Here is a 24,603-nt window from a genome sequence, read left to right as displayed (position 1 = left end):
CAGTGCCCGAAGTCCTCAAAGCCCCCCTCGTCGTCGAGTTCCCCTTCACCCGTTCCCTCGGCCCCGTGCAGAGCGCGTTCCTCACCGGACTGCGCGAGCGCACCGTGCTCGGCGTCAGGACGAGCGACGGCAAGGTGCTCGTTCCGCCCGTCGAGTACGACCCGGCGACCGCCGAGGAGATCCGCGACCTCGTCGAGGTCGGCGCCACCGGCACCGTCACCACCTGGGCCTGGAACCACGAGCCACGCCCCGGCCAGCCCCTCGGCACGCCCTTCGCCTGGGTGCTGGTCAGGCTCGACGGCGCTGACACCGCCCTCCTGCATGCCCTCGACGCCGAAGGCCCCGACGCCGTGCGCACCGGCATGCGCGTCCGCGTCCGCTGGGCCGCCGAACGCACCGGCGCCATCACGGACATCGCCTGCTTCGAGCCGTACGACGGTGACGAGACCGGTCGACCCGAGCCGCACGGCGGGGAGTTCGAGGACGCCGTCACCGGCATCGTCGCCCCCGCCCGGCTCGACTACACCTACGCGCCCGGCCGCGCCCAGACCCGCTACATCCACGCCCTCGCCGAGCGCCGCACCGTCGGCGAGCGCTGCCCCTCCTGCCGCAAGGTGTACGTGCCGCCGCGCGGCGCCTGCCCCACCTGCGGCGTCGCCACGAGCGAACAGGTCGAGGCCGGGCCCGCCGGGACCGTCACCACGTACTGCATCGTCAACATCAAGGCGAAGAACCTCGACATCGAGGTCCCGTACGTCTACGCCCATATCGCCCTCGACGGCGCCGACCTGGCCCTGCACGGGCGCATCGCCGGGATTCCCTACGACCAGGTCCGGATGGGGCTGCGGGTCGAGCCGGTGTGGCGGGAGGGCGGGCGCTATCCCGACCACTACCGGCCCACCGGCGAGCCCGACGCCGACTACGAGACGTACAAGGAGATGGTCTAGATGGCCGCCGCAGCCGCCGCAGGGCCCCTGAGGGACGTCGCGATCGTCGCCTTCGGACAGAGCGACCACACCCGCACCAGCGACGAGCACTCCGAGGTGGAGATGCTCATGCCCGTCCTGCACGAGGTCCTGCAGCAGACCGGCCTGAGGACCAGCGACATCGGGTTCACCTGCTCCGGCTCCTCCGACTACCTCGCGGGCCGCGCCTTCTCCTTCACCATGGCCCTCGACGGCGTCGGCGCCTGGCCGCCGATCTCCGAGTCCCATGTCGAGATGGACGGCGCCTGGGCGCTCTACGAGGCCTGGGTGAAGATCCTCACCGGCGAGGTCGACACCGCACTCGTCTACTCGTACGGCAAGTCCTCGCCCGGCTCCGTACGCGACGTCCTCACCCGGCAGCTCGACCCGTACTACGTCGCCCCGCTCTGGCCTGACTCCGTCGCCCTCGCCGCGCTCCAGGCGCAGGCGCTGATCGACGCGGGGGAGACGGACGAGGCCGCGCTCGCCGGGGTCGCCGCCCGCAGCCGCGACTTGGCCCTCACCAACTCCCATGCCCAGGTGCCCGGTGCACGCGGTCAGGGGGACTATCTCGTACGGCCGCTGCGTACCGGGGACGTGCCGCCCGTCTCCGACGGCGCGGCCGCCGTGATCCTCGCCGCCGGGGACCGGGCCCGGGAACTGTGCGAGCGGCCCGCCTGGATCCGGGGCATGGACCACCGCATCGAGGCGCACTCCCTGGGCGTGCGGGACCTCACCGACTCGCCGTCCACCCGGCTCGCCGCCGAGAAGGCCGGAGTGTTTCACCTGCCCGTCGACACCGCCGAGTTGCACGCCCCGTACACCTCCCAGGAGGTCGTCCTGCGCAAGGCCCTGAAGCTGGGCGACGAGGTGGCCGTCAACCCCTCCGGCGGCCCGCTCGCCGCCAACCCCGTGATGGCCGCCGGGCTGATCCGGCTCGGCGAGGCCGCCGCCCGCATCCACCGGGGCGAGTCCGAGCGCGCCCTCGCGCACGCCACGTCCGGGCCGTGCCTGCAACAGAACCTGGTCGCCGTACTCGAAGGGGAAGCACGTGGCTAAGGAACCCGTGGCCGTCGTCGGGATCGGCCAGACCAAGCACGTCGCGTCCCGCAAGGACGTGTCGCTCGCCGGGCTCGTCCGGGAGGCCGCAAGGCGGGCCCTGGCGGACGCCGAGTTGACCTGGGCGGACATCGACGCCGTCGTCATCGGCAAGGCGCCCGACTTCTTCGAGGGCGTCATGATGCCGGAGCTGTACCTCGCCGACGCGCTCGGCGCCGTCGGCAAACCCATGCTCCGCGTGCACACGGCCGGTTCCGTCGGCGGCTCCACCGCCCTGGTCGCCGCGGGCCTGGTGGCCGCCCGCGTGCACGGCACCGTCCTCACCCTCGCCTTCGAGAAGCAGTCCGAGTCCAACGCCATGTGGGGGCTCTCGCTGCCCGTGCCGTTCCAGCAGCCGCTGCTCGCCGGGGCGGGCGGGTTCTTCGCCCCGCACGTGCGCGCGTACATGCGACGCACCGGCGCCCCGGACACGGTCGGCTCGCTCGTCGCGTACAAGGACCGCCGCAACGCCCTGAAGAACCCGTACGCACACCTCCACGAGGAGGACATCACCCTGGAGAAGGTCCAGTCCTCCCCGATGCTGTGGGACCCCGTCCGCTACTCCGAGACCTGCCCGTCGTCCGACGGGGCCTGCGCGATGGTCCTCACCGACCGTGCGGGCGCGGCCCGTTCACCCCGGCCGCCCGCCTGGATGCACGGCGGCGCCATGCGCAGCGAACCCACCATGTTCGCCGGCAAGGACTTCGTCTCGCCGCAGGCCGGCCAGGACTGCGCCGCCGACGTGTACCGGCAGTCCGGCGTCACCGACCCGCGCCGCGAGATCGACGCCGTCGAGATGTACGTGCCGTTCTCCTGGTACGAGCCGATGTGGCTGGAGAACCTGGGCTTCGCGGCAAAGGGCGAGGGCTGGAAGCTCACCGAGTCGGGGGTGACGGAACTCGACGGGGACCTTCCGGTCAACATGTCCGGCGGGGTCCTGTCCACCAACCCCATCGGCGCCTCCGGCATGATCCGCTTCGCCGAGGCCGCCCTGCAGGTGCGCGGCCTCGCGGGCGAGCACCAGGTCGACGGGGCCCGCAAGGCGCTCGGGCACGCCTACGGGGGCGGCTCGCAGTTCTTCGCGATGTGGCTGGTGGGGGCCAAGCCGCCGAGCAGTTGACGGGGCCGGGGGCGCCGGACCGGCCAGGGTCCTCCTTCCGTGGCCTGTCCGGCGCCCGCACCGCTCGCTAGGCTGGCCGCAGACCGAACGGGAAGTACCGGGAGGAGCACGGACGTGGCCGACAGCACCATCACCCAGCGGACCTTTGCGAGTTGGCAGAAGCCCGACCTCGACCTCAGCAACGCCGCCTGGCAGTCCAGCAGCCAGGGCCGGGGCGACGTGCAGATCGCCTTCGTCGAGGGCTTCATCGCGATGCGCAACGGCGGCAGTCCGGACAGCCCGTCCCTGATCTTCAGCCCGGCGGAGTGGCGGGCGTTCGTTCTCGGGGCGCGCGAGGGGGAGTTCGACCTCACGTGAGCGCCCCGAGGAGCGCGGGGCCGCGACCTCTGCGGCTCCGCCTCGGGCGACGGATGTCCTGGGGCCTGTCCGGCGGATCTTCGTGGACCCGCGAAGATCCGCCGGACAGGCCCTAGTTCACGACATCCCCCGCCGGCTTCCCCGCCAAGAACCCCGCCACATTCTGCGCCGCCGCGAGCGCGATCCGTACGACCGTCTCCCGGGTCACGCCGCCGACGTGCGGGGACAGGACCACGTGGGGCGCGCGCAGCAGCCGCAGGGACGCCGGCGGGGGCTCCGGGTCGAAGACGTCCAGGCCCGCGCCCGCGAGCGCGCCCGACTCCAGCGCGTCCGCCAGCGCCTCCTGGTCGATCAGCGCACCCCGCGCCGTGTTCACGACGAACGCCGTGGGCTTCAGGAGGGCCAGACGCTCCGCCGACAGCAGGTTCCGGGTCGCCTCCGTGAGCGGCGCGTGCAGGCTCACGTAGTCCGAGGTACGGAGCAGCTCGTCCAGGTCCATCTGCCGGGCGCCCGACCGCTCCTCGGCCTCCGGTTCCGCGCGGCGGCGGCCCGCGTAGACCACGTCCATGGAGAACGCGCGCCCCCTGACCGCCACTTCCTGCCCGATCTGCCCGAGGCCGACGATGCCGAGCCGCTTGCCGGACAGTTCGGTCAGCGACGGCTTGAGGCGGGGCAGCGCCCAGTCGGCGTCGGCCAGCGCGGTGTGCGCGGGGACCAGCTGCTTGGCGAGGGCCAGCATCAGCGCGAAGGTCTGCTCGGCGACGTTCTGCTTCTCCGCGTCGCTCGACCCGATCGTGCACACGGACACGCCGCGCTCGCGCGCCGCCGCCACGTCCACGTAGTCGAAGCCGTGGCTGGAGCACTGCACCAGCTCCAACTCCGGTGCGGCGGCCAGGTGTCCGGCCGTCACCGGGGAGAGGGCGGTGATCAGCACGCGGGCGGTGCGCAGCGCCTCGGGGTCCTCGTCGACGGACTCGACGACCGTGACCCGGGCCGGGGCGGGCAGCAGCGCCGCGAACCCGGACCCGGCCGCGCGCCCGCCGACATGCGCGGGGACCACGGCCAGGACGTGCGGCCCGTCGGCGGGCGTGTCGGCGGGCGTGGTGCTCGGCGCGGTCGTGTCGTCGCTCATCACTGCTCCAGGTCGAGGTCGGCCGAGCCGACGGTGCCGGGGCGGGCATGGCCGGTCAGGGCGAGGGTCAGGTCGAACTCCGCGAGCAGGCAACGGATCACGTGCTCCACCCCGGACTGGCCGTCGAGGCCGAGCCCGTACGCGTACGGCCGTCCAAGGAGCACCGCCTGCGCGCCGAGCGCGAGGGCCTTGAACACGTCGTCGCCGGTGCGTACGCCGCTGTCGAACAGGACGGTCAGCCGGTCGCCGACCGCCTCCGCGACGCGCGGCAGGGCGTCCGCCGCGGCCACCGAGCCCGCCACCTGACGGCCGCCGTGGTTGGACACCACCACGCCGTCCATGCCCGCGTCCGCCGCGAGCCGCGCGTCGTCCGGGTGCAGGACGCCCTTCAGGACGATCGGACCGTCCCAGTTCTCCCGCAGGAACGCCAGGTCCGGCCAGGTCTTCGCCGGGTCGGAGAACATGCCCACGAAGTGCATGACCGCCGCGTCCGGGTCCTCGTGCACCGGCTTGGCCAGACCGGCCTGGAACGCCGGGTCGGTGAAGTAGTTGGCGGTGCCCACGCCGTGCAGGAACGGCAGATACGCCTGGTCCAGGTCGCGCGGCCGCCAGGCGAGCAGCGGCGTGTCGAGGGTGACGAGCAGCGCCGTGAACCCGGCGGCCTTCGCCCGGTCGAGGAAGCTCTTCGTCACCTCCCGGTCCCTCGCCCAGTACAGCTGGAACCACCGCTCGGCATCGCCCATCGCCTCCGCGACCTGCTCCATCGGCGTGCTCGACGCCGACGACAGCACGAACGGCACGCCCTGCGCGGCCGCCGCCCGCGCCGCCGCCGACTCCGCGTCCGGGTGCATGATCGACAGGACGCCCACCGGCGCGAGCGCGAGCGGCGCGGGCAGCGGGCGCCCCAACACCTCGACGGACAGGTCCCGTTGGTGCACGTCCCGCAGCATCCGCGGCACGATCCGGCGCCGGTCCAGGGCCGCGCGGTTCGCGGCGGCGGTGCTGCCGCTGCCCGCGCTGCCCGCCACATAGCCGACCGGCCCCGGGCCGAGCCGCCGCTCGACCAGCTCCTCCAGGCGCGTCAGATCCGTGGGCAGCCGGGGCACGGACCCCGTCAAGCCGTTCAGATAGATCTCGTTCTGAAAGTCCGCCCAGTGCTGCGCCATCCGAACTCCCGCCTCCCGCAACGGTTCACGCTTCCTGTGGCCCCCGTCGTGCACCGGCCCGCATCGTGTGCCGGCCGCGTCGTGCGCGCTGCGGGAGATCTTGGCACGGAGTGCCGGTCCGGCAGTAGGGGCCGGGGCGGGACTTTACGAACAGGCCTGGTCAGCCGGTACGGCGGCCGCTCCCCGACAGGGGCGCGGGGAACTGCGCGATCAGCCACGACGGCGCGGCAGGCGCAAGGACAAACGGGGGCACGGGGGCGGAGCCCCCATAGCGCGGTGCTATCGCGGGCATTGCCCAATGACGCATTGTGGGCGTCCCCGGCAGGCGCGAGCCTGACCCGAGGTGCCGGCACCGCGCCGGCCCGGTCCAGCGAAGGGGAGGGCAACCCCGTGTCACAGCACCTTCGGCTCAACTTCGTCGACGGGCGATGGTCCCGCGCCGAATCCGGACTCACCCGGGAGAACGTCAACCCGGCCGACTTCTCCGACGTACTGGGGGAGTTCGCCGAGTCCGGCGGCGTGGACGCCGACCGCGCCGTGGACGCCGCGGCGGCCGCGCTCCCGGCCTGGCGCGCCCTCGGCCCGATCAAGCGTGCCGCCCACCTCACCGAGGCAGGACGCCTGCTCGACGCCCGCGCCGACGAGGTCGCCGCCGCCATCACCCGCGAACAGGGCAAGCTCCTCGCCGAAGCCCGCGGCGAGGTCCGACGCGCCCTCGCCGTACTGGAGTTCACGGCCGGCCAGGCCCGGCGCCTCGGCGGTGTGACCGCGCCCGCGGAGGACGAGCGCACCTTCGCGTACACGTTCCGCCGCCCCATCGGCGTCGTCGGCCTCGTCACCCCCTGGAACTTCCCGCTCGCCATCCCGATGTGGAAGGTCGCGCCCGCCCTGCTCTCCGGCTGCACCGCGGTCCTGAAGCCGTCGCCGCTCACCCCGCTCACCTCCGCGCTGCTCGTGGAGGTCTTCCAGCAGGCGGGCGTGCCGGATGGGGTGCTCAACCTCGTTCAGGGCGACGTCGCGGCCGGTGAGGCCCTGGTCGCCAACCCGGCGGTGGCCGGCATCAGCTTCACCGGCTCCCTCGGCGTCGGCACCGCCATCCACACCGGCGGCGCGGACCGACTCCTGCGTACGCAGCTGGAGTTGGGCGGCAAGAACGCGGTGGTCGTGTGCGACGACGCGGACCTGCACCGCGCCGTGGACGCGGTCGTGCACGGCGCCTTCGGCCAGGCGGGCCAGCGGTGCTCCGCGACCAGCCGGGCCGTGGTGGACATACGTGTACGGGACCGGTTCCTGGACCTCCTGGTGGCGCGGGTCGCCGGACTGCGCGTGGGGCCCGGCGACGACCCCGCCTCGCAGGTGTGCCCGGTCGTCAACACCGTACGCAGGGACGCCGCGCTCGCCGCGGTCGAGGGCGCGCAGCGCGACGGCGGCAAGGTGCTGTGCGGCGGCGGCCCCGAGGAGCGGCCGGGCCTGCCGGAGGGCTGTTACGTGCAGCCGACGGTGATCCGCGACGTGCCGTGGGACAGCGAGCTGGCGCAGGAGGAGGTGTTCGGCCCGGTCCTCGCGGTCGTCGACGCGGACGGGTTCGACGACGCGCTGCGCATCTCCAACTCCGTCAAGTACGGGATGAGCGGCACCGTGTTCACGGCCTCGCAGGCGCGGGCGTTCGAGGCGGTGGAGCGGTTCGAGGCGGGCATGCTGCACGTGAACCGGCCGGGCGTCGGCGCGTACGCGCACCTCCCGCACACCGGCGCGAAGGCCTCCCAGTACGGGCCGCCGGAGTGCTCGCCCGAGGTGTTCGACTTCTACACTGCGTGGCATTCGGCTTGTATCGGGTACTGAGTCGCGCTGCGCGCGCAGGCCCCGGCGGGATCGTTCCCGCCGGGGCCTTTTGCTTCCGGTTGCTTCCGGGCCGGGAAATCAGCCCCCGGCCCCCGCCCCCACCACCTCCTCCGCCAACCCGAACGACAGCGTCATCCCCGCCCCGCCCACGCCGTTGACCACGGTCACGCCCGGCTCCGGGGACGTCACGAGTTCCGTGCGGCCGTCGCGCAGGGACGGGTAGTAGCCGGTCCAGCGCTCGGTGACACGGGGGTCCGGCAGGTCGGCGAAGGTGCCCAGGTAGTCCCGTACGGCCTCGTTGACCGCCTCGTCCTCGAACGGGTCGTGCGTCATGGCGTAGGCGTGGCTGTCTCCGATCGTCAGGCGGCCGTCGGCGGTCTGGGAGAGCAGGACGTGAATGCCGTGCTCGCGGTGGTACGGCAACTCCTCGTCCATCCGCGCGGCCAGCGCATCGCGCGCCGCGAGGCCGTCGAACGCCGCGTAGTGCAGCAGCGTGAGGCCGCCGCACAGCATCGGGCCGAGCGGCCGGCCGCCGGGCTGCACACCGGTGCGCATCATCTGCAGCTTGCAGCGCACCAGGCCGCTGTGCGCGTACACCTGCGGGTAGAGCGTCGCGAAGTCGTTGCCGCTGCACACGAAGACCCGCCCCGCCCGCCACTCACCGGCCGTGGTGGACACGGTCGGCAGGTCGACGGAGCGGACGGTGGTGCCGAAGCGGATGTCGACGCCGTACTCGGCCACCAGGTGCTCCGCGACGGCGGGGAGCGCGTGCCGCGGGTCCACGTTGAGCTCGGTCGGGCTCCACATCGCCGCCAACAGCCCCTCGGGCCGCGCCACATGGCTTCGCTCCACGGCCTCGCGGGCGCTGAGCATCCGCACCCCCCGCTCGCGTGCGGCCGGCGTGGCGGCGACGAACTCCTCCAGGACCGCCACCTCGTCCGGCCGGTGGGCCAGGTGCAGGGAACCGCTCTGCTCGGCCCACAGTCCGGTTTTGGCGGCTGTCTCCAGCCAGATCTCGCGGCTGCGCAGGGCCCGCTCGTAGATCGCGCCCCGCTGCTGCCCGACGGCCCAGATCATGCCGAAGTTGCGGATGGACGCGCCCACGGCGTAGTCGTCGCGCTCGAAGACGACGACGCGTTCGCCGCGGCGGGCGGCGGCGAGGGCGTGCGCGAGGCCGACGATGCCCGCGCCGACGACGACGGTGTCGGCCTGGTGTACGTGTGCGCCGCTTATGGAGTCGCGCTTGGAGTCGCGCATGGAATCGCTCATGAAGGAGAAACCTCTCTCGGGGTGTCGGGCCGGGCGCCCGGTCAGGAGGAGACGGCGGCGGCGCGCGGCCGCCGGTTCCAGTGCGGCAGCATCAGCAGTCCGGCGAGCAGCGCGGCCCCGGCGAAGCCGGTGAACAGCACCCCGCCGGAGAGGAACCCGGGCAGCAGCCCGCCCAGGATCGCCCCGACGGAGCCACAGCCGTTGACCAGCCCGGCAGCCGTGCCCGCGCCCTTGTCCGTGCCGAAGTCGACGGCCGCGACGCAGGAGATCATCGAGTCGGCGGCGTACACGGTGAGACCGATGACGGCTAGCACGGCGACCATCACGGGCACGCTGCCGGTGGCGGTGAGCGGCATGAACAGCGTGAGCGTCACGGTCAGCAGGCCCAGCGCGAGCACGCACGGCGGCACCCGGCGGGAGCCGAACAGCTTGTCGGAGAGCCAGCCCACCACGATCGGAGCGAGCACCCCCGCGACGCCGAACGCGACCGGGATGAGGACCGCGCCCACCTTGTCGACGTCCGGCAGCCGGCGGCTGACCAGCACCGGACCCCACAGCAGGATCGCGTACCGGGCGGGCTTGAGCAGGAAGTACGCGGCGCCCAGGGTGAGCACCATCCGGTCGCGCAGTGTCTCCCGGTAGAGCGCGAGCCCGGCCCGGCGCGGCTCGGGGCCGTCCTGTCCGGCCTGCGTCTGCGTCGTCTCCTCCGCCTCGATGCCGGCGTCGTACGGCGAGTTCTTCTGCAGCAGCACGAACAGCAGCAGCACCACACCGAGCGTGGCCGCGCCCGCGAAGAACGCGATCCGCCAGCTGTCGGACAGCGAGTACGCGACCCAGCCGAGGAACGGCGGCGCGGCGAGCCCGCCGAAGGCGTAGTTGGTGGACCACAGGCCGAGGACGCGCCCGCGCTGCCGCATGGGAAAGAAGCTGCCCATGTTCTTGCACAGCGGCGCCCAGCCCGTCGACTGCGCGAGGCCCTGCACCACCATGGCGCCGCCGAACACGAGCAGAGCAGAGCTGAGGCCCATCACACAGGCCGCGGCGATCGCGCCGACCATGCCGCCGATGACGACGACCCGCGGCCCGAACCGGTCGGCCCACATGCCCCACAGGAACTGGCCCACCGCGTAGGCGGCGAGATAGACGGCGTCGAGGACGCCGAGAACCTGCTCGGTGAGGACCGTGTTGACGCCCGGGTCCTCCAGGATGCCGAGCTTGGCGACGGAGAAGGCCTGGCGTACGAAGTAGAAGCCCGCGTACGCGAGCCAGGTGACCGCGAAGATCCGCCAGCGCCAACGGGTGGCGTCGGTGCTCCCCCTGACGGTCCGTGAACTGCCCTGCGGTGGTGCGAGGTCGGCCATGGCGGTGTCCTGTCCCTCGTCCTGATGCCGATACGGGTACGTGGGGGGTGGCGCGGTGGTCGTTCTCCGGGCGGGTGCGGGTCCCGCGCGCGGGCACGGGACCCGGTCGTTCAGGCGGCGGGCGGCTGCTCGCCCGCGGCGACGGCGGCGCCGACCCAGTACGCGTCGAAGTTGCGCAGCCGGTGCCCCGCGGGCAGGCCCCCGACGGGTGCGTTGACGAGGAACGGCACCTTCTGCTCGGACAGCCCGCCGTGCGAGCGCAGCGGCTCCTTGAAGCCGGAGATGTCGTGCCGGGCGGGTGTCGTGCCGAGGACCGTGTTGCGCTCGGCGATGACGACGAGGTCGCCGATCCGGTCGCCGGGCAGCTCGAACCGCGCGCAGGCCGCCTCGCGCGTCAGCACCTCGTCGACGCCTTCGAGCCGGGCGAGCCCGGCGGCCACCGCCTCCCGGTCGGCCGAGGCGGGCAGATGCACGGTCGCGTACGAGCCGAGCGCACCGTGGTGCACCGTGTACGGGTCGGTGATGGGCAGCACGACCCGCGCCGCACCCGGTTCGAGACGGGCGTCGAGGTCGTCCTGGAGATGGACGACGCGGGCCGTGCCCTCGCCGTCGGCCTTGGCGTTCATGCCGTGGTCGGCGGTGACGACGAGTACGGCGCCGAGCGCGTCGATCCGCTCGAAGTACCGGTCGAGCATGGCGTAGAAGTCGTTGGCGACGGGCGAGCCCGGCGCGTGCTTGTGCTGGATGTAGTCGGTGAGCGACAGGTACATCAGGTCGGGCCGGTCCTTGTCGAGGATGTCCGTCCCCGCGGCCATGACGAGTTCGCTGAGTTCCGCGCTGTACACGGACGGCAGCTCCATGCCGGTGCGCTCCAGGACCTTGCCGATGCCGTTCTCCGCCTCGGTGGCCTGGTCGGCCTTCTCGGCGGAGAAGCAGATGCCGTCCTTCAGCCCGCTGCCGAGGAGCCTGCGCAGCTTGTCCTTGGCGGTGATCACGGCGACCTTCGCCCCGGCCTGCGAGAACGCGGCGAACAGCGTCGGCGCGCGCAGCAGCTCGGGGTCGTTCATCATGACCTCGGCGCCGGAGGCGGTGTCGTAGAAATAGTTGCCGCAGATGCCGTGCACGGCGGGCGGCACACCGGTCGCGATGGACAGGTTGTTGGGGTTGGTGAAGGACGGCATGGTGCAGTCGGCCCGCAGGTCCGCGCCCGTGCTCAGCATGCGCTCCAGGAACGGCATGCGGCCGTCGGCGATGGCCCGCTCGTGGTAGGCGTCCTCGCTGCCGTCGATGCACACGACGACGACGGGCCGGTGGGGCCGGTGGTAGCGGCGCCCGTTCACAGTCAGCGGTTCGGTCATGTACGGATCCACCCCTGAGGTCGAAGTCTCGCGGCCGGCCTGAACGTTCGCCGTGCCGCGTTTCATGGGTACACCGGCGGCCGGGCCGGAAGAACCACCGGATTCGCTATGGCCGCCATAGCCCCACCGGCCGCGACGTTCCTGGTCCGGGGCCTCCCCGGCGGGCGGCGGCCCGGCTAGGCTCGGCGGCCGGTTGACCGACGAGGTCGGCACGAGGACGGCACGAGGGCGGGCGGAGGGGCGCGTGTGGAACTGAACCTCCACCGTTTGTGGATCTTCATGCAGGTCGTGGAGCACCAGGGGTTCTCCGCTGCGGCACACAGGCTCTACATGAGCCAGCCCTCGGTCTCCAACCAGGTGCGCAGGCTCGAACAGTCCCTGAAGGTCACCCTGATCGACCGCTCCGGCTCCCGGGCCCGGCCCACCGCCGAGGGCGAGGTGCTCGCCGAGTACGGCAAGCGTGTGTTCCTCCTCGCGGAGGAGGCGGTGGCGGCCGTGCAGCAGGTGAGCGGCCTGGCCTCGGGGCGACTCCTGGTCGGCGGCTCCACGACCGTCGGCACGTATCTGCTGCCGTCGCTCCTGGCCCGCTACCAGGAACGGCACCCCGGCATCGAGTGCGACGTGTTCGTCGGCAACAACGAGGCCGTACTGGAACGCCTGCTGGCCGGCGACATCGGTGTGGCGGTCGTCGCCGGCGTGCCCACCGCGTCGCAGCTCCTCACGGAGACCGTCCTCGACGAACGCCTCGTCCTGATCGCGTCCCCCGCCCACCCGCTCGCCGGGCGTACGGAGGTCCGGCCGCAGGACCTCGCCGACTGCCGCTTCCTGCTCCGCGAACCCGGCTCGCAGACCCGCGTCCTGCAGGAACAGGCCCTCTCGGAGTGGGGGTTGGACACGGTGTCGCGCGGCGCGGTGTGGGGGCCGGAGGCCGCGAAGCAGTGCGTGGCGGCGAACCTGGGGATCGCGCTGATCTCGGAGCACGCGATCGTCGACGACGTACGCGCCGGCACCCTCGTCGTCCTCCCGGCCAGCCCCGCCCCCCGCCCCCGCCCGGTCAACCTGATCCGCCGCCGCGACCGCCTGCTCTCCCCGGCGGAGCGCGCGTTCATGGACCTGCTGCGCTCGGCGGGCGCCTGGCCACGGGAGCTGCCGGCCGGGCCGACGTGACAGCCCCTCGGACTCAATCATCTAGGTGCAGCCCGAAGGCCCCGGGAACACCACGGCCCGGCACCCCGCACCCGGGCCTCGTCGGCGAGCCGGGCGAGCTGCCGCAGGTTCGCCGGACGTCGGCGGGGGCACAGGTGAACCGGGCTGTCGCGATCTTCATGGAGCGCAGCGTGCCAGGGCCTCCGGCGCACTCACCACAGCACCACACACCCCTGCGCGACCGGCCACGACGGGTCGGCAGCCGAATGACGGCCTCGAAACCGGGGCCCGGGGGCGAAGCCCCCAGGCGCACGGCCGCCGGAGAAAGCCACGTACCATGGACCGCATGTCCTTCCTCCGCCGCCGCAGCGCCCCCACCCCCGCGGGCCCGGACTTCGACGTCCTGGCCATGGACCCGGGGGACTGGCCCGGCAACCTCGGCGCGGGCCTGCTGCCCGCCCCCGACGGCAGCTGCCAGGGCGTGTTCCTGCGGTACGACCTGTTCGGCGGCCGCGGCCCCGCCATGGTCATCGGCAACCTGCCGGAGGGCTCCCCGGCCCGGGAGACCGGCGACAAGGACGTGCCGTTCGAGGTGGCGCAGCTGCTGCTCGCGCTGGAGAACGACGAGGACATCGAGGTCGTCGAGACCGAGGACGTCCCCGTCATGCAGGGCGACAACCTGCTGATCGTGCGCCGCGTCAAGCTCTCCGAGTCCCGGATCTCCTGCGTCCAGTTCGACCGCAGCGACAACGTCCTGGTGACCATCGCCGCCTGGGACCGCCCCATCACCGACGACCTGTACGCCCTCCTGAAGCCGCTGCCCGCGGAGCTCTTCCAGCAGGGCTGACCCCAGGGCACACAGGCACCGGACCTACGCCCCGCTACGACCCCGACGGCACCACCCGCACGTCCGCGGCCCGTACGAACGCGATCCTGTGGCCGAACTGGATCTCGTAGTACGTGTCCTTGCCACGCACCACCTTGTGGTCGGACGTGTCGAACGTTGTCGCGTAGTAGTACTCGGCCGGGACCTTCCCGCCCGTCGCGTACTTCTGGCCCTTGAGCAGCTTGTACGGCAGCGGCGACACCGGCTGCGGCTCGATGCCGGAGGGGTAGGCCGAGGCCTCCGGGTACGGGCGGCCGTAGACCGGGACGTCCGCCGCCCCCTCCTTCGGGGTGACCGTGAGGCCCCGCGCGTCGACCGCCGTCGGCTGCTCCTTCGGGTTCTTGAACCAGGCCTTCTGCCCGAGGAACCAGATCGCCGTCCAGTCGCCCTTGCGGTCCGCGACCGCGTACTGCTGGCCCGTGGACAGCCGTGAGCCCAGGTCGTTGACGCCGGTCGTCGACTCACCGCCGCCCGGATGCAGGCCGATGTCCTTGACCAGCGGAGCGTCGTCACGCGGCTCGGTGCGCACCCGCACCGCGCTCGAACCGTGCGCCGGGCACTTCTCGCCGGCCTCCGTGCAGCCCGTGAACTCCGGCTTGTGCTCGTCGTATGGGGGCGCCACGGTCACCAGACCGCCGTCCGGTCCCGCCGTCCGCTTGAACGGCTTGCCCATCAGCGTGAAGTAGTGCTGCCAGTCCCAGTACGGGCCCGGGTCCGTGTGCATGCCCGGGATCGACGAGGTCGTCGTGCCCGGCACCGTGTCGTGGCCGAGGATGTGCTGCCGGTCGAGCGGGATGTCGTACCGCTTCGCGAGGTACTTCACCAGGCGGGCCGAGCTGCGGTACATCGCCTCCGTGTACCAGGCGTCCGGCTCGGTGAGGAAGCCCTCGTGCTCCAGGCCGACCGACTGCGCGTTGACCGCCCAGTTGCCCGCGTGCCAGCCGACGTCCTTCAGCTTCAGGTGCTGCGCGATGTGGCCGTCCGTGGAGCGCAGCGTGTACTGCCACGACACGTACTCCGGGTCCTGCACCAGCTTCAGGGTGGTGTCCCAGCTGCCCTCGGTGTCGTGCACCACGATGTACCGGATCTTCTGGTCCTTCGGCCGGTCCGCCTTGTCGTGGTTGCCGTAGTCGTCCTCGCCGAACTCCTCGTACGGGGCCGGGATCCACTCGCACGACACCGACTTCGGGCAGTCCGTCGGCGCCGCGGAGGTGCGGCGCAGGCCCAGCCGCTCCAGACGGGACGCGTCCGGCTCCAGGCCCTTCGTGGCGGCGAGCCGGACGTGCTGGCCCGCGTCGGTCGTGCGCTCCTGGCCGTCCCGGATCACCGCGAACACCTCGTTGGCGTACGAGGCGGCGGTGGCGCGGTCGTCGGCGCCGGAGAACTTCGCGACCGCCGCGTACCAGTCCGCCGGGTCCGCGCTGTCGGTGTCCCCGCCGGCCGCGCGCTGTGCGGCGGCCAGCAGGGCGGCGCCGCCGCGGACGTTCGCCGCCGGGTCGGTGCGCAGCTCCTCCGCGTCGATGCCGGTCAGCTCGGCCGCCTTCGGCAGGGTGCGAAGGCGCTCGGGCAGGTCGGCCGGGTCGGGCAGCTTCGCCTCGGGGGCGCGCGCGGGGCGCCGGGTGTCGCCGCGGGCGTCCTCCGTGCCGTGGCTGTGGTGCGGGGCCTTGTCGAGGGCGGTGCGCGCGTCCGTCAGGTGCATCGGGCCGTAGCCGCCGCTGACACTCGCCGCGCCTCCGTGCCCGTCCCAGCGGGACTGCAGAAAGGAGACGCCGAGCAGCACGCTCTGCGGCACCCGGTACTCGGCGGCCGCCGCGGCGAACGCGCCCTGCAGCCGCGCGGACGCGGCGACCGGGGCGCCCTCGGACGGTGCCGCCGCAAGCAGCGGCAGCAGCAGGGCGGCCGCTGCCACGGCGCCCGAGGTCCTCGTCAGACGTCGGCGCACGGTCACATCTCCGGCAGTCACGTCTCTGGCAGTCACGTCTTTGGCAGTCACGTCTCTGGCAGGGGCTGACCTTCGCAATGCTGCCTCCCGGGGCGATGAGTCGCGATGGGGCGTGCGGGGCCGAACGTGGGTGTCAGTGGTACCGGCTCTCCGACGTTCCGTCAATCATGCCTACAGGAAGGGGAATTCCCATGTCAGGGCGGTTCCCGGCGGGTTTCCCCCGCGCACGTCCGCCCGCCTGCGCCGCGTCAGTGGCCTGGACCACTGAACGCCCGCTGAGCGGCCGCGAAGCGGCACCGAAACGGGGAGGCGGCGAGCGTCTGCCCGCCGCCTCCCCGCTGCCGTTCCCCGCGGCCGTTCCCCGGGCGCCAAGGCCCCACGGCCCCAAGGCCCCAAGGCCCCAAGGCCCAAGGCCCACGGCCTCGAGGTTGCCCCACGGCTTACGGCTGCACGTGCGCGTCCGCCGTCTCCGCACGCCCGGGCGCCTCGGCCTTGGTCCGTGCGGCTGCCGAGGCCGAAGGCGAGCCGCCCGCGTCGCCCCCGCCGCCCTGGCGCCGCTTGATGAAGAACCCGGCGATCGGCTGCGTGTACCGCGCGGTCAGCGGGCCCACGATCACCAGGATCAGGACGTACGCCGTCGCCAGCGGGCCGAGCGACGGCTCCACGCCGGCCGTCACGGCGAGCCCCGCGATGACGATGGAGAACTCGCCGCGCGCGACCAGTGTGCCGCCCGCCCGCCATCGGCCCTTCACGCCGACCCCGGCGCGCTTGGCCGCCCAGTACCCGGTGGCGATCTTCGTGAGTGCCGTGGCGACGGCCAGGACGAGCGCCGGCAGCAGCACCGGCGGAATGCTCGCCGGGTCGGTGTGCAGACCGAAGAAGACGAAGAACACCGCGGCGAACAGGTCCCGCAGCGGGCTGAGCAGTGTGTGCGTACCCTCGGCGACCTCACCGGACAGCGCGATGCCGACGAGGAACGCGCCGACCGCGGCCGACACCTGCAACTGCTGGGCTATGCCCGCCACGAGCAGCGTCAGGCCGAGCACCACGAGCAGCAGCTTCTCCGGGTCGTCGCTGGAGACGAAGCGGGAGATCACGCGCCCGTAGCGCAGCGCGACGAACAGTACGAGGCCGGCCACACCGAGTGCGATGGCCAGCGTGTAGCTCGCCGCGGCGAGGCTCACACCCGCCAACAGGGCCGTGATGATGGGCAGATACACCGCCATCGCCAGGTCCTCAAGGACGAGGACGCTGAGGATCACCGGGGTCTCGCGGTTGCCGACCCGGCCCAGGTCGCCGAGGACCTTCGCGATGACACCGGACGACGACACCCAGGTGACGCCCGCGAGCACCACCGCCGCCACCGGCCCCCAGCCGAGCAGCAGCGCGGCGAGCGCGCCGGGCAGCGCGTTCAGGCCGAAGTCGACCAGACCCGCCGGGTACTGGGTCTTCAGGTTGGAGACCAGGTCGCTGGCCGTGTACTCAAGGCCCAGCATGAGCAGCAGCAGGATCACGCCGATCTCGGCGCCGATCGCCACGAACTCCTCACTCGCGCCGAGCGGAAGCAGCCCGCCCTCGCCGAACGCGAGACCGGCGAGGAGGTACAGCGGGATCGGCGAGAACCGGAACCGCCCGGCGAACCGCCCGAGCAGACCGAGCCCCAGGATGATCGCGCCGAACTCGATCAGGAAGAGAGCAGAGTGCACGCGGTCACTCCTGACCGAGGATCGCCGCGGCCGCCTCGACGCCCTCGCGGGTGCCGATCACGATCAGCGTGTCCCCGCCGGCCAGCCGGAAGTCCGGTGCCGGAGACGGAACAGCCCCGGAGCGCCGCAGTACGGCGACGATGGACGCGCCCGTGTCCGTACGCATCTTCGTGTCGCCGAGGACCCGGCCGTTGAAGTGCGAGTGCGTCGACAGCTCGATGCGCTCGGCGACCAGACCCAGATCCGTGGTGTGCAGCACGTTCGGGCTGTGGTGCGCGGGCATCAGCGCGTCGATCAGCGAGGCCGACTCGGGCCCCGTCAGATGCAGCGACTGGGCGCACGCATCCGGGTCCTCGGCCTGGTAGACGTTGACGGTCCGCGTACCGTCGCGGTGCGCGACCACCGAGACGTGGTGGTCCTCACGCGTGGTGAGGTCGTACTGGACGCCGATGCCGGGCAGCGGCGTCGTGCTCATCCGTGGAGCAGGCACAGCCTGTCCCCTCCCTGGTCCCCTGACTGGCTGATGGAACAGCCGCGTCGGCGCTCGGCGCGCGACACGGCAAGAGCGCAATCGTGCCATCCCCGGGTTTTCGCCCGACATGGGTGTCAGCACGGATGGACACGGGCCGTGCCCGGAGGTGAGGGTGGCGCGGGGGCACTGCGTTCTCGCGGGTCAGCGAGGTGCAGTCGGGGTGAGCCCCGCGCCCCTGACGGGGCCCCGACACGGGCGCGGGGCTGTGACACGGGCGCGGGGCTGTGCGCGACCAGCCACGACGGCGGAACAGCCGAACAACAGCGCCGCAGGCTTTCGGGAAGGGGCGGGGAGGGGAGACGCCCCCGCGCGCCCCCGCGCGCCCCCGCGCGCCCCCGCGCACCCCTCAGCGCGTGCCGACCGCCGCCCGTACCGCCCTGCGGGCCAGCCCGCAGTCGTCGTGCAGCCGCCGCAGCAGCAGCCGCTGCTCCTCGCCGGACGACGCGGCTCCGGACGACGCGGCTCCGGACGGGGTCTGGCCCGGTGCCGCCGGGGGCTGGTCGTGCAGGGCGCGCTGCGCGGCCGTCTCGTACCGCCGGATCTCCCGGGTGAGGACCAGCATCAGGTTCACCAGGAAGGCGTCCCGCGCCGCCGGGCCCGCGGACTGGGCGAGCTGGCTGATCTGACGGCGCGCCACGGGGGCGTCGCCGAGACAGGACCAGAGCGTCGCCAGGTCGTACCCCGGCAGGTACCAGCCCGCGTGCTCCCAGTCGACCAGGACCGGGCCCGCCGGGGAGAGCAGGACGTTCTGCAGCAGCGCGTCGCCGTGGCAGAACTGGCCCATGCCGCCGGGGCCGGAGGACAGCGCGATGCCGTGCAGCAGCTTCTGCAGGTCGCCCAGGTCCCGGTCGGTGAGCAGGCCGAGGTCGTGGTAGCGGGAGATCCGCGAGCCGTAGTCGAGCGGGGCGTCGAACATCCCGGCCGGCGGCCGCCAGGTGTTGAGCCGGCAGATCGCGCCGAGCGCCGCGCGGATGTCCGCCCGCGGCGGCGCCTCCGCCGGGTGCCGCTGAACTGCCGCCACCCGTCCGGGCATCCGCTCGATCACGAGCGTGCCGCCCACCGGATCGGCGGCGATGAGCCGCGGAGCTCGTACCGGCGGACGGTGCCGGACGAACGCGCGGTATGCCGCTATTTCGTGCTGGAGCCGCTCCGACCACGCGGGGGAGTGGTCCAGTAAACACTTGGCGACCGCGGTGGAGCGTCCGGTCGTGCCGACCAGGAGGACGGAGCGCCCGCTGCGCCGCAGTACCTGTACGGGGTTGAACTCCGGGCAGATCCGCAGCACGGACGTGATGGCCGTGCGCAACTGCGCGCCCTGGGCGCCGGACAGGTCGAGTCTGCCGCTGAGGTGCTGCCCGCCGGCCGCCGGGCGTCGCAGCCGGTCGCCTATGGCGGGGACGGCCTGCCGGGGCGGTGCCAAGTACGGGCCGCTGCCCTGACGGTGGGCCTGCGGCCGGGGCGGAGCGGACACGGAGGACGATGCTGCGTACATGGGCGAGACAGATCCCTTCGTGGTCCGACGAGTCACATACGCCACCCGCCCGGCCGCAGTGCCGCGCCCTGGGGAGTGCGGTACGACCGCCGGGGCGGGGTGGCGCATATCTACCTGACACCTCCCGGCGCCTGGCACACCACGTAGCGCACCCTGGCGAACCCTGGCGAATAGTCGCACCGCATCTGACAGGCGGTTACTGTCAACTCAGCCGAGAACCTGGGGGCTTGACGTGAGCAGCGAACCCAACACTCGCCTGCAAGACCTGTTCGGCCTGGCCGGCTGGTCCAAGGGCGAACTGGCGAGACTCGTGAACCGGCAGGCGGCGGCCATGGGCCATCCGCAGCTGGCGACCGACACCTCGCGGGTGCGGCGCTGGATCGACATGGGAGAGATCCCGCGCGATCCCGTGCCGCGGGTCCTTGCGGCCCTGTTCACCGAGCGACTCGGCCGTGTCGTGACCATCGAGGACCTCGGTCTGGTCCGGCACGGGCGTACGGGAAAGAGGCAGAGCAAGGGGCAGCAGGACAACCCCGACGGACTGCCTTGGGCGCCCGAGCGGACTGCTGCGGTCCTCACCGAATTCACGGGAATGGACCTCATGCTCAACCGACGCGGCTTGGTGGGCGCGGGCGCCGCGCTCGCCGCGGGATCCGCACTCAGCAGCGCCATGCACGACTGGCTGCACACCGACCCGGCCCTGTCCGCCGACGCACCCCGCTCCCACGACCCCCTGCACGCCGACCCCGCTGGGTACGACCGGTACGAGGCCGCCCCCATCGGGTCGCAGGAGATCGAGGAGCTGGAGCGTTCCGTGGAGGTGTTCCGCGCCTGGGACGCGTCCCGTGGCGGCGGACTCCAACGCAAGGCGGTCGTGGGCCAGTTGAACGAGGTGGGCGGCATGCTCGCCTACCACCACCCCGACCACCTCCAGCGGCGCCTGTGGGGCGTCGCCGCCAACCTGGCGGTCCTCGCGGGCTGGATGTCGCACGACGTGGGCCTGGAGCCCACCGCGCAGAAGTACTTCGTGATCGCCGCGCACGCGGCCCGCGAAGGCGGGGACCGGCCGCGCGCCGCCGAGGCGCTCTCCCGGGGCGCCCGCCAGATGGTGCACCTGGGCCGGCCCGACGATGCCCTGGACCTGATGAAGCTCGCCAAGTCCGGCTCGGGCGACGAAGTCCTGCCGCGCACCCAGGCGATGCTGCACACCATCGAGGCCTGGGCGCAGGCCGCCCTGGGCAAGGGCCAGGCGATGCGGCGCACCCTCGGCGAGGCGGAGGAACTGTTCGTCTCGGACAAGGGCGATGTGCCGCCGCCGAGTTGGATGCAGATGTTCGACGAGGCCGACATGCACGGCATGCAGGCCCTGGCGTACCGCACGCTCGCCGATCACGACCCCAGCGCCTCCGCCATCGCCCAACGGCACGCCAAGGAGGCCCTGGAGCTGCGGGTCGGCGGGCGGCAGCGCTCGAAGATCTTCGACTACATCTCGCTGGCCTCCGCCTGCTTCATCGCCGACGACCCGGAGCAGGCCGACCGGTACGCACGGCTGGCCCTGGTGTCCATGGGCGAGACCTCCTCGCACCGCACCTGGGACCGGCTGCGCGAGATGTACCGGCTCACCGGGCAGTACGCCTCGTACCCGAAGATCCAGGATCTGCGCGAGGAGATCGAGCTCGCGCTGCCGAAGGGGAAGGGCAAGAGCATGAGGGCGTGAGGGCGGACCTACGCGAGAGGCGGCTTCGCCGGCCTCTCGCCGGGAACGGACTCAGGAAGCCCCGATCCGCGCGACCAGTACGCACGCGTCGTCCTCGCGCTCGGTCTGCCCGAACTCCTCGACGACCGTGCGTACGCAGTCCTGCGCGCCGCGCGCCCCCGCGAACCGGGGGGCCAGGGCCAGGAGCCGCTCGGCGCCCGCGGTGCCGTCGCGCCCGGGGACCAGGCCGTCGGTGTGCAGCAGCAGCAGGTCGCCGACCTCCAGGCGCTCCTCGGCCTGCGCGTACACGGCACCCGAGGTGGCGCCCAGGAGCACGCCGTCGGGCGGCGTCAGCGCGCGCCCCGTCCCGCCGCGGAACAGCAGCGGGGCGGGGTGTCCGGCCTGCGCCCAGGTGAGGGTGCGGCGCACCGGCTCGTACCGGCAGCACACCGCGCTGCCCAGGGCGGGCTGCACGGAGGCGTCCAGCATCTGGTTGAGGTGGCCGAGCAGCGGTCCCGGCTGCGAGCCGGCCACCGCCATGCCGCGCAGCGCGCCGAGCAGCAGCGCCATGCCGGAGGTGACGGCCACGCCGTGCCCGGTGAGGTCGCCGACGCTCAACAGGGCGTCGCCGTCCGGGAGTTGCATGGCGTCGTACCAGTCGCCGCCGATCAGTGCGCTGGACGAGGACGGCAGGTAGTGCGCCGCCAGGTCCAGGGCCGCGGGGCTGCCGTGCGGGAACTGGAGCGAGCCGCGCCACGGCGGCAGCACCGCTTCCTGGAGTTCCACGGCGACGCGGTGCTCGGTCTGCGCCAGATGCTGCTGGAGCTGCAGTGACTCTCTGCTCTCGCGGACGGCGAGCTGGCTGCGGCGCAGCTCGCTGACGTCCCGCAGGACCGCCCACATGGAGGCGGTCATGCCGTCGGAGTCGAGCACCGGCTCGCCCATCATGTGCACGGTGCGCACCTCGCCGCCGGGGCGGACGATGCGGAACTCGCCGTCGATGGGCCGGCCGTCCACGAGGCAGTCCGTCACCATCGTGGTGAGCAGCGACTGGTCGTCCTCGTGGACGAGGGCGGGCAGTTCGTCGAGCGTGAGCGGCTGCTTGGCCGGGTCCCAGCCGAAGATGGCGTAGAGCTCGCCGGACCAGGTGACTTCGTCCGTCAGCAGGTTCCACTCGGCGCTGCCGACGCGGCTGAGCAGGGAGCCGCGCGGCGGTTCGGGCCGGGGCGCGGGGATGCCGGCCCCGGGCGCGCCGTCGCCGTCCTCGACGGATGCGGCGGACCCGGCTGCCTCGGTGGAGGCGGCGGAGGCGGCGGAGGCGGTGGAGGTGATGGCATCGGCGGGGGTGCCGGCGCGCAGCTGGCCCAAGTGGGCGTTCAGGTCGTCGAGTTGGTGGACGGCGAGCTCGCACAGGGCGCGCTGCCAGCGGCCCTGCGGGTCGGTGCCGTCGGGCACGGTGTCGCGGCGCACGGCGTCCACATCGCCGCGGAGCTGCTGCGTCTGGGAGATCAGCGCGTCGACCGTGCCGCGCTCGGGCGGCTGAGGCGCGGGGCGGTCCGCAAACAGATGGGACGGCATGACGTACTCCGATGCAGGCGCGGTGCGACCAGGGCTGACGGAAGAGCCGGTTACGACTGTTGCACAGGCAGCCATGCCCCGTAAGGGATTTGGCAACACACGATCCGGTGGTGCTGTCGGCATATGCCTGCGTCCTCGGCTGCGCGATGTCCCGGTTCGGGCGGATTAGCGGCCGCTTTACGGGGTTGCGGGCGCCCTTCAACTGTGCCTCGGGGCGCCTGAGGTGCGGCCGAAAATAGCCGTTTGCCCGGGGTGGGCGGCCGTCCCGGACGGGGCGCGCTCAGGGGCGGGTCGCGTACCGCAGGAACACTGTGCCGCCTGCGAACCGGCGCTGGTCGAGCAGTTCGAGGCCGCTGCGGAACCCGGCCGGAAAGGCCTGCTTGCCGCCGCCGATGAGCATGGGGACGACGAACACCCGGCACTCGTCGACCAGCCCCGCGGCGAAGGCGTGCCGGGCGAGCCCGGGGCCGCCGATCACCAGGTCGCGCGCGGCCGTCTCCTTGAGCCGGGCGATCTCCGTGGGGTCGAATTCGCGCTCGATCCGGGTGTGCGCGGTCGAGACCTCGGTGAGGGTGCGGGAGTACACGATCTTGTCGGCGTCGAGCCACTGCCGCGCGAAGTCCGCGCCCGCGGGCGTCTGGCCGGGCTCGTCGAGCGCGGTCTCCCAGTACCGCAGCACCTCGTACATCCGCCGCCCGAGCAGCTGGGTGCCGACCGTCCGCTCCTGGTCGTCGATGAACGCGTGCACCTCCTCGTCGGGCTCGGACCAGTCGAAGGAGCCGTTCTCGTCGGAGATGTATCCGTCGAGCGAGGTGATCACGGTGTAGAGCAGGCGGGCCACGGGTCCTCCGGTTTCCGGCGGGGTGTGTTGCGCCCATTGTGGTACCGCCGGGCGGTGCGCACCCGTCGTAACCGCCCGGCGGACGAGGGCGTGACGGGTGTGACCCGTACTGGGCGAGTGCCGCAACCCGAATTGCACCCCCTGCAACGCAGGTTGGGGCCAGTCGGTCAGGCAGGCACCCGATCCCGAGCGTCCAGCCGCTGGGCCGCCACCCCGGACCGGCCCGGTGCCACCTCCGGTCGCAGTACGAGCTCGTCGTCGTAGTCGCCGCCCTGCTCGTGCCGGTAGCGGAGGGGGGCCTCGTCGGACAGGCCGCGCAGGCGGTGGCTCAGGGCCTCGGTGGCGTCCTGGGCGCCCGCCGGGGTCATCCGGTCGGCGCCGTAGACCGTGAACGGGGCGAGCGGGGCCATGCCCGTGTACCAGAACGTGCCGTGCAGCAGCGGGAACAGCACCTCGTCGACAGGGCCGTGGATGCCGCGCGGCCCGAAGCCGGACTCGCGCGCCCCGACCGAGGTGACGATCAGCACGCGCTTGCCCGCGAGGCCGCCGTCCCCGTACCGCAGGGTCGTGCCCGCCGCGTCCTTGAGGCCGAAGGCGAAGCCCTGCACCAGGACCCGGTCGAACCAGCCCTTCAGGATCGCGGGCGGCCCGAACCACCACAGCGGGAACTGGAACACCACGACGTCCGCCCAGGCCAGCTTCTCCTGCTCGGCACGGATGTCGGCGCTCAACTCCCCCTGTCCGTACGCCTGTTCCTGCGCAGCGCCGACGACCAGGCGCTCGTGGCCGGGCCCCCGGAAGTCCTCCGCGTCGACGACGGCCTTCCAGCCCATCGCGTACAGGTCGGAGACGCGGTGCTCGTGGCCGAGGGCGTCGAGGGTGCGCAGTCCCTCGTCGAGCAAGGCGCCGTTGAGGGAGTGCCGTTCGGGGTGGGCGAAGATCCACAGAATTCTCATGCCTCGATCCTGCGGCCGGGCCCCTGCGCGAACCAGTGGCCGGATGGACCAGAACCGCAAGCATCTGGCCACCCCGCGAACCTCCCGCGCGAGTACGGCGGCCGCCCCGCGGCCCGGACGCCCGAGGGTCGGAGCCCCTCCGGTCATCCAGGACTAAAGT

At 72.8% G+C, this 24,603-nt stretch carries 20 protein-coding genes; 8 read left to right on the top strand and 12 right to left on the bottom strand.

Translation table 11 applies throughout. The annotated features are described in order from the left end of the window. Nucleotides 1-2: 2 nt before the first annotated feature. The 4 genes from QIS99_RS02045 to QIS99_RS02030 all read left to right on the top strand — a co-directional run bounded on the left by QIS99_RS02045 (nt 3) and on the right by QIS99_RS02030 (nt 3,540). A complete protein-coding gene (locus QIS99_RS02045) occupies nt 3-947 on the top strand; it encodes a Zn-ribbon domain-containing OB-fold protein (RefSeq protein WP_282509698.1) in 945 nt (314 codons plus the stop codon). Then, a complete protein-coding gene (locus QIS99_RS02040; protein WP_282509696.1) occupies nt 948-2,024 on the top strand; it encodes a thiolase domain-containing protein in 1,077 nt (358 codons plus the stop codon). Beyond that, nucleotides 2,017-3,183, top strand: a complete 1,167-nt coding sequence (locus QIS99_RS02035) for a thiolase domain-containing protein (protein WP_282509694.1) — start codon at nt 2,017-2,019, stop codon at nt 3,181-3,183. The genes QIS99_RS02040 and QIS99_RS02035 overlap by 8 nt, the downstream gene beginning before the upstream one ends. 114 nt (nt 3,184-3,297) lie before the next feature. Continuing rightward, a complete protein-coding gene (locus QIS99_RS02030) occupies nt 3,298-3,540 on the top strand; it encodes a DUF397 domain-containing protein (protein ID WP_282509692.1) in 243 nt (80 codons plus the stop codon). 112 nt (nt 3,541-3,652) lie between these two features. Here QIS99_RS02030 and QIS99_RS02025 read toward each other — a convergent pair whose 3' ends face one another. Both QIS99_RS02025 and QIS99_RS02020 read right to left on the bottom strand, forming a co-directional pair. Continuing rightward, nucleotides 3,653-4,672, bottom strand: coding sequence for a 2-hydroxyacid dehydrogenase (locus QIS99_RS02025; protein ID WP_282509690.1), 1,020 nt, complete (start codon nt 4,670-4,672; stop codon nt 3,653-3,655). Then, nucleotides 4,672-5,838 (bottom strand): lactate 2-monooxygenase, encoded by a 1,167-nt coding sequence (locus QIS99_RS02020; protein WP_282509688.1) that lies wholly within the window; start codon nt 5,836-5,838, stop codon nt 4,672-4,674. The genes QIS99_RS02025 and QIS99_RS02020 overlap by 1 nt, the downstream gene beginning before the upstream one ends. A gap of 390 nt (nt 5,839-6,228) precedes the next feature. Between QIS99_RS02020 and QIS99_RS02015 the strand changes: the two genes are divergently transcribed. Beyond that, nucleotides 6,229-7,680 carry an aldehyde dehydrogenase family protein gene (locus tag QIS99_RS02015; RefSeq protein ID WP_282509686.1) on the top strand — a complete coding sequence of 484 codons (1,452 nt, stop codon included), beginning with the start codon at nt 6,229-6,231 and terminating at the stop codon, nt 7,678-7,680. Nucleotides 7,681-7,758: 78 nt separating this feature from the next. Here QIS99_RS02015 and QIS99_RS02010 read toward each other — a convergent pair whose 3' ends face one another. The 3 genes from QIS99_RS02010 to phnA all read right to left on the bottom strand — a co-directional run bounded on the left by QIS99_RS02010 (nt 7,759) and on the right by phnA (nt 11,668). After that, the gene (locus QIS99_RS02010) at nt 7,759-8,949 is read right to left on the bottom strand and encodes a TIGR03364 family FAD-dependent oxidoreductase (RefSeq protein ID WP_282509684.1); all 1,191 of its coding nucleotides are present in this window, start codon (nt 8,947-8,949) and stop codon (nt 7,759-7,761) included. Nucleotides 8,950-8,990: 41 nt separating this feature from the next. Continuing rightward, nucleotides 8,991-10,310 carry an MFS transporter gene (locus QIS99_RS02005; protein WP_282509682.1) on the bottom strand — a complete coding sequence of 440 codons (1,320 nt, stop codon included), beginning with the start codon at nt 10,308-10,310 and terminating at the stop codon, nt 8,991-8,993. 110 nt (nt 10,311-10,420) lie between these two features. Continuing rightward, nucleotides 10,421-11,668 carry a phosphonoacetate hydrolase gene (phnA, locus tag QIS99_RS02000; protein WP_282509680.1) on the bottom strand — a complete coding sequence of 416 codons (1,248 nt, stop codon included), beginning with the start codon at nt 11,666-11,668 and terminating at the stop codon, nt 10,421-10,423. 246 nt (nt 11,669-11,914) lie between these two features. On the opposite strand from phnA, the gene QIS99_RS01995 reads away from it, so the two are divergent. Continuing rightward, complete coding sequence (locus QIS99_RS01995) at nt 11,915-12,835, top strand: LysR family transcriptional regulator (RefSeq protein ID WP_282509677.1); 921 nt, start codon at nt 11,915-11,917, stop codon at nt 12,833-12,835. A gap of 325 nt (nt 12,836-13,160) precedes the next feature. Then, on the top strand, nt 13,161-13,661 hold the full coding sequence (locus QIS99_RS01990) for a hypothetical protein (RefSeq protein WP_282509676.1): 501 nt from the start codon (nt 13,161-13,163) through the stop codon (nt 13,659-13,661). Nucleotides 13,662-13,695: 34 nt separating this feature from the next. Here the strand turns inward: QIS99_RS01990 and QIS99_RS01985 are convergent, their stop codons facing one another. From QIS99_RS01985 to QIS99_RS01970, 4 genes are all read right to left on the bottom strand, one after another. Continuing rightward, a complete protein-coding gene (locus tag QIS99_RS01985) occupies nt 13,696-15,609 on the bottom strand; it encodes an N-acetylmuramoyl-L-alanine amidase (protein WP_282509675.1) in 1,914 nt (637 codons plus the stop codon). A gap of 473 nt (nt 15,610-16,082) precedes the next feature. Beyond that, nucleotides 16,083-17,348 carry a cation:proton antiporter gene (locus QIS99_RS01980; RefSeq protein WP_282509674.1) on the bottom strand — a complete coding sequence of 422 codons (1,266 nt, stop codon included), beginning with the start codon at nt 17,346-17,348 and terminating at the stop codon, nt 16,083-16,085. A gap of 4 nt (nt 17,349-17,352) precedes the next feature. Beyond that, the gene (locus tag QIS99_RS01975) at nt 17,353-17,823 is read right to left on the bottom strand and encodes a cation:proton antiporter regulatory subunit (RefSeq protein ID WP_282509673.1); all 471 of its coding nucleotides are present in this window, start codon (nt 17,821-17,823) and stop codon (nt 17,353-17,355) included. 403 nt (nt 17,824-18,226) lie between these two features. Next, nucleotides 18,227-19,372, bottom strand: coding sequence for an aminoglycoside phosphotransferase family protein (locus QIS99_RS01970; RefSeq protein WP_282509672.1), 1,146 nt, complete (start codon nt 19,370-19,372; stop codon nt 18,227-18,229). A gap of 232 nt (nt 19,373-19,604) precedes the next feature. Here QIS99_RS01970 and QIS99_RS01965 point away from each other — a divergent pair, with 232 nt between their 5' ends. Then, nucleotides 19,605-21,089: a DNA-binding protein NsdB gene (locus QIS99_RS01965; RefSeq protein WP_282509671.1), complete on the top strand. Its 1,485-nt coding sequence runs from the start codon at nt 19,605-19,607 to the stop codon at nt 21,087-21,089. Nucleotides 21,090-21,140: 51 nt separating this feature from the next. Here the strand turns inward: QIS99_RS01965 and QIS99_RS01960 are convergent, their stop codons facing one another. The 3 genes from QIS99_RS01960 to QIS99_RS01950 form a co-directional block, all read right to left on the bottom strand. Continuing rightward, entirely contained in the window at nt 21,141-22,646 is a 1,506-nt protein-coding gene (locus QIS99_RS01960; RefSeq protein WP_282509669.1) for a PP2C family protein-serine/threonine phosphatase, read from the bottom strand. 280 nt (nt 22,647-22,926) lie between these two features. Beyond that, nucleotides 22,927-23,487 carry a dihydrofolate reductase family protein gene (locus QIS99_RS01955; protein WP_282509667.1) on the bottom strand — a complete coding sequence of 187 codons (561 nt, stop codon included), beginning with the start codon at nt 23,485-23,487 and terminating at the stop codon, nt 22,927-22,929. A 167-nt stretch (nt 23,488-23,654) separates the two neighbouring features. Next, a complete protein-coding gene (locus tag QIS99_RS01950) occupies nt 23,655-24,443 on the bottom strand; it encodes an NAD(P)H-dependent oxidoreductase (RefSeq protein ID WP_282509665.1) in 789 nt (262 codons plus the stop codon). Between the last annotated feature and the right edge of the window lie 160 nt (nt 24,444-24,603).

It is taken from the genome of Streptomyces solicavernae (assembly GCF_029968095.1).
GTDB classification, from domain to species: Bacteria; Actinomycetota; Actinomycetes; order Streptomycetales; family Streptomycetaceae; genus Streptomyces; species Streptomyces solicavernae.
The sequence above is the reverse complement of the archived record's forward strand: the minus strand, read 5'-3'. Positions and strand labels throughout refer to the sequence as shown.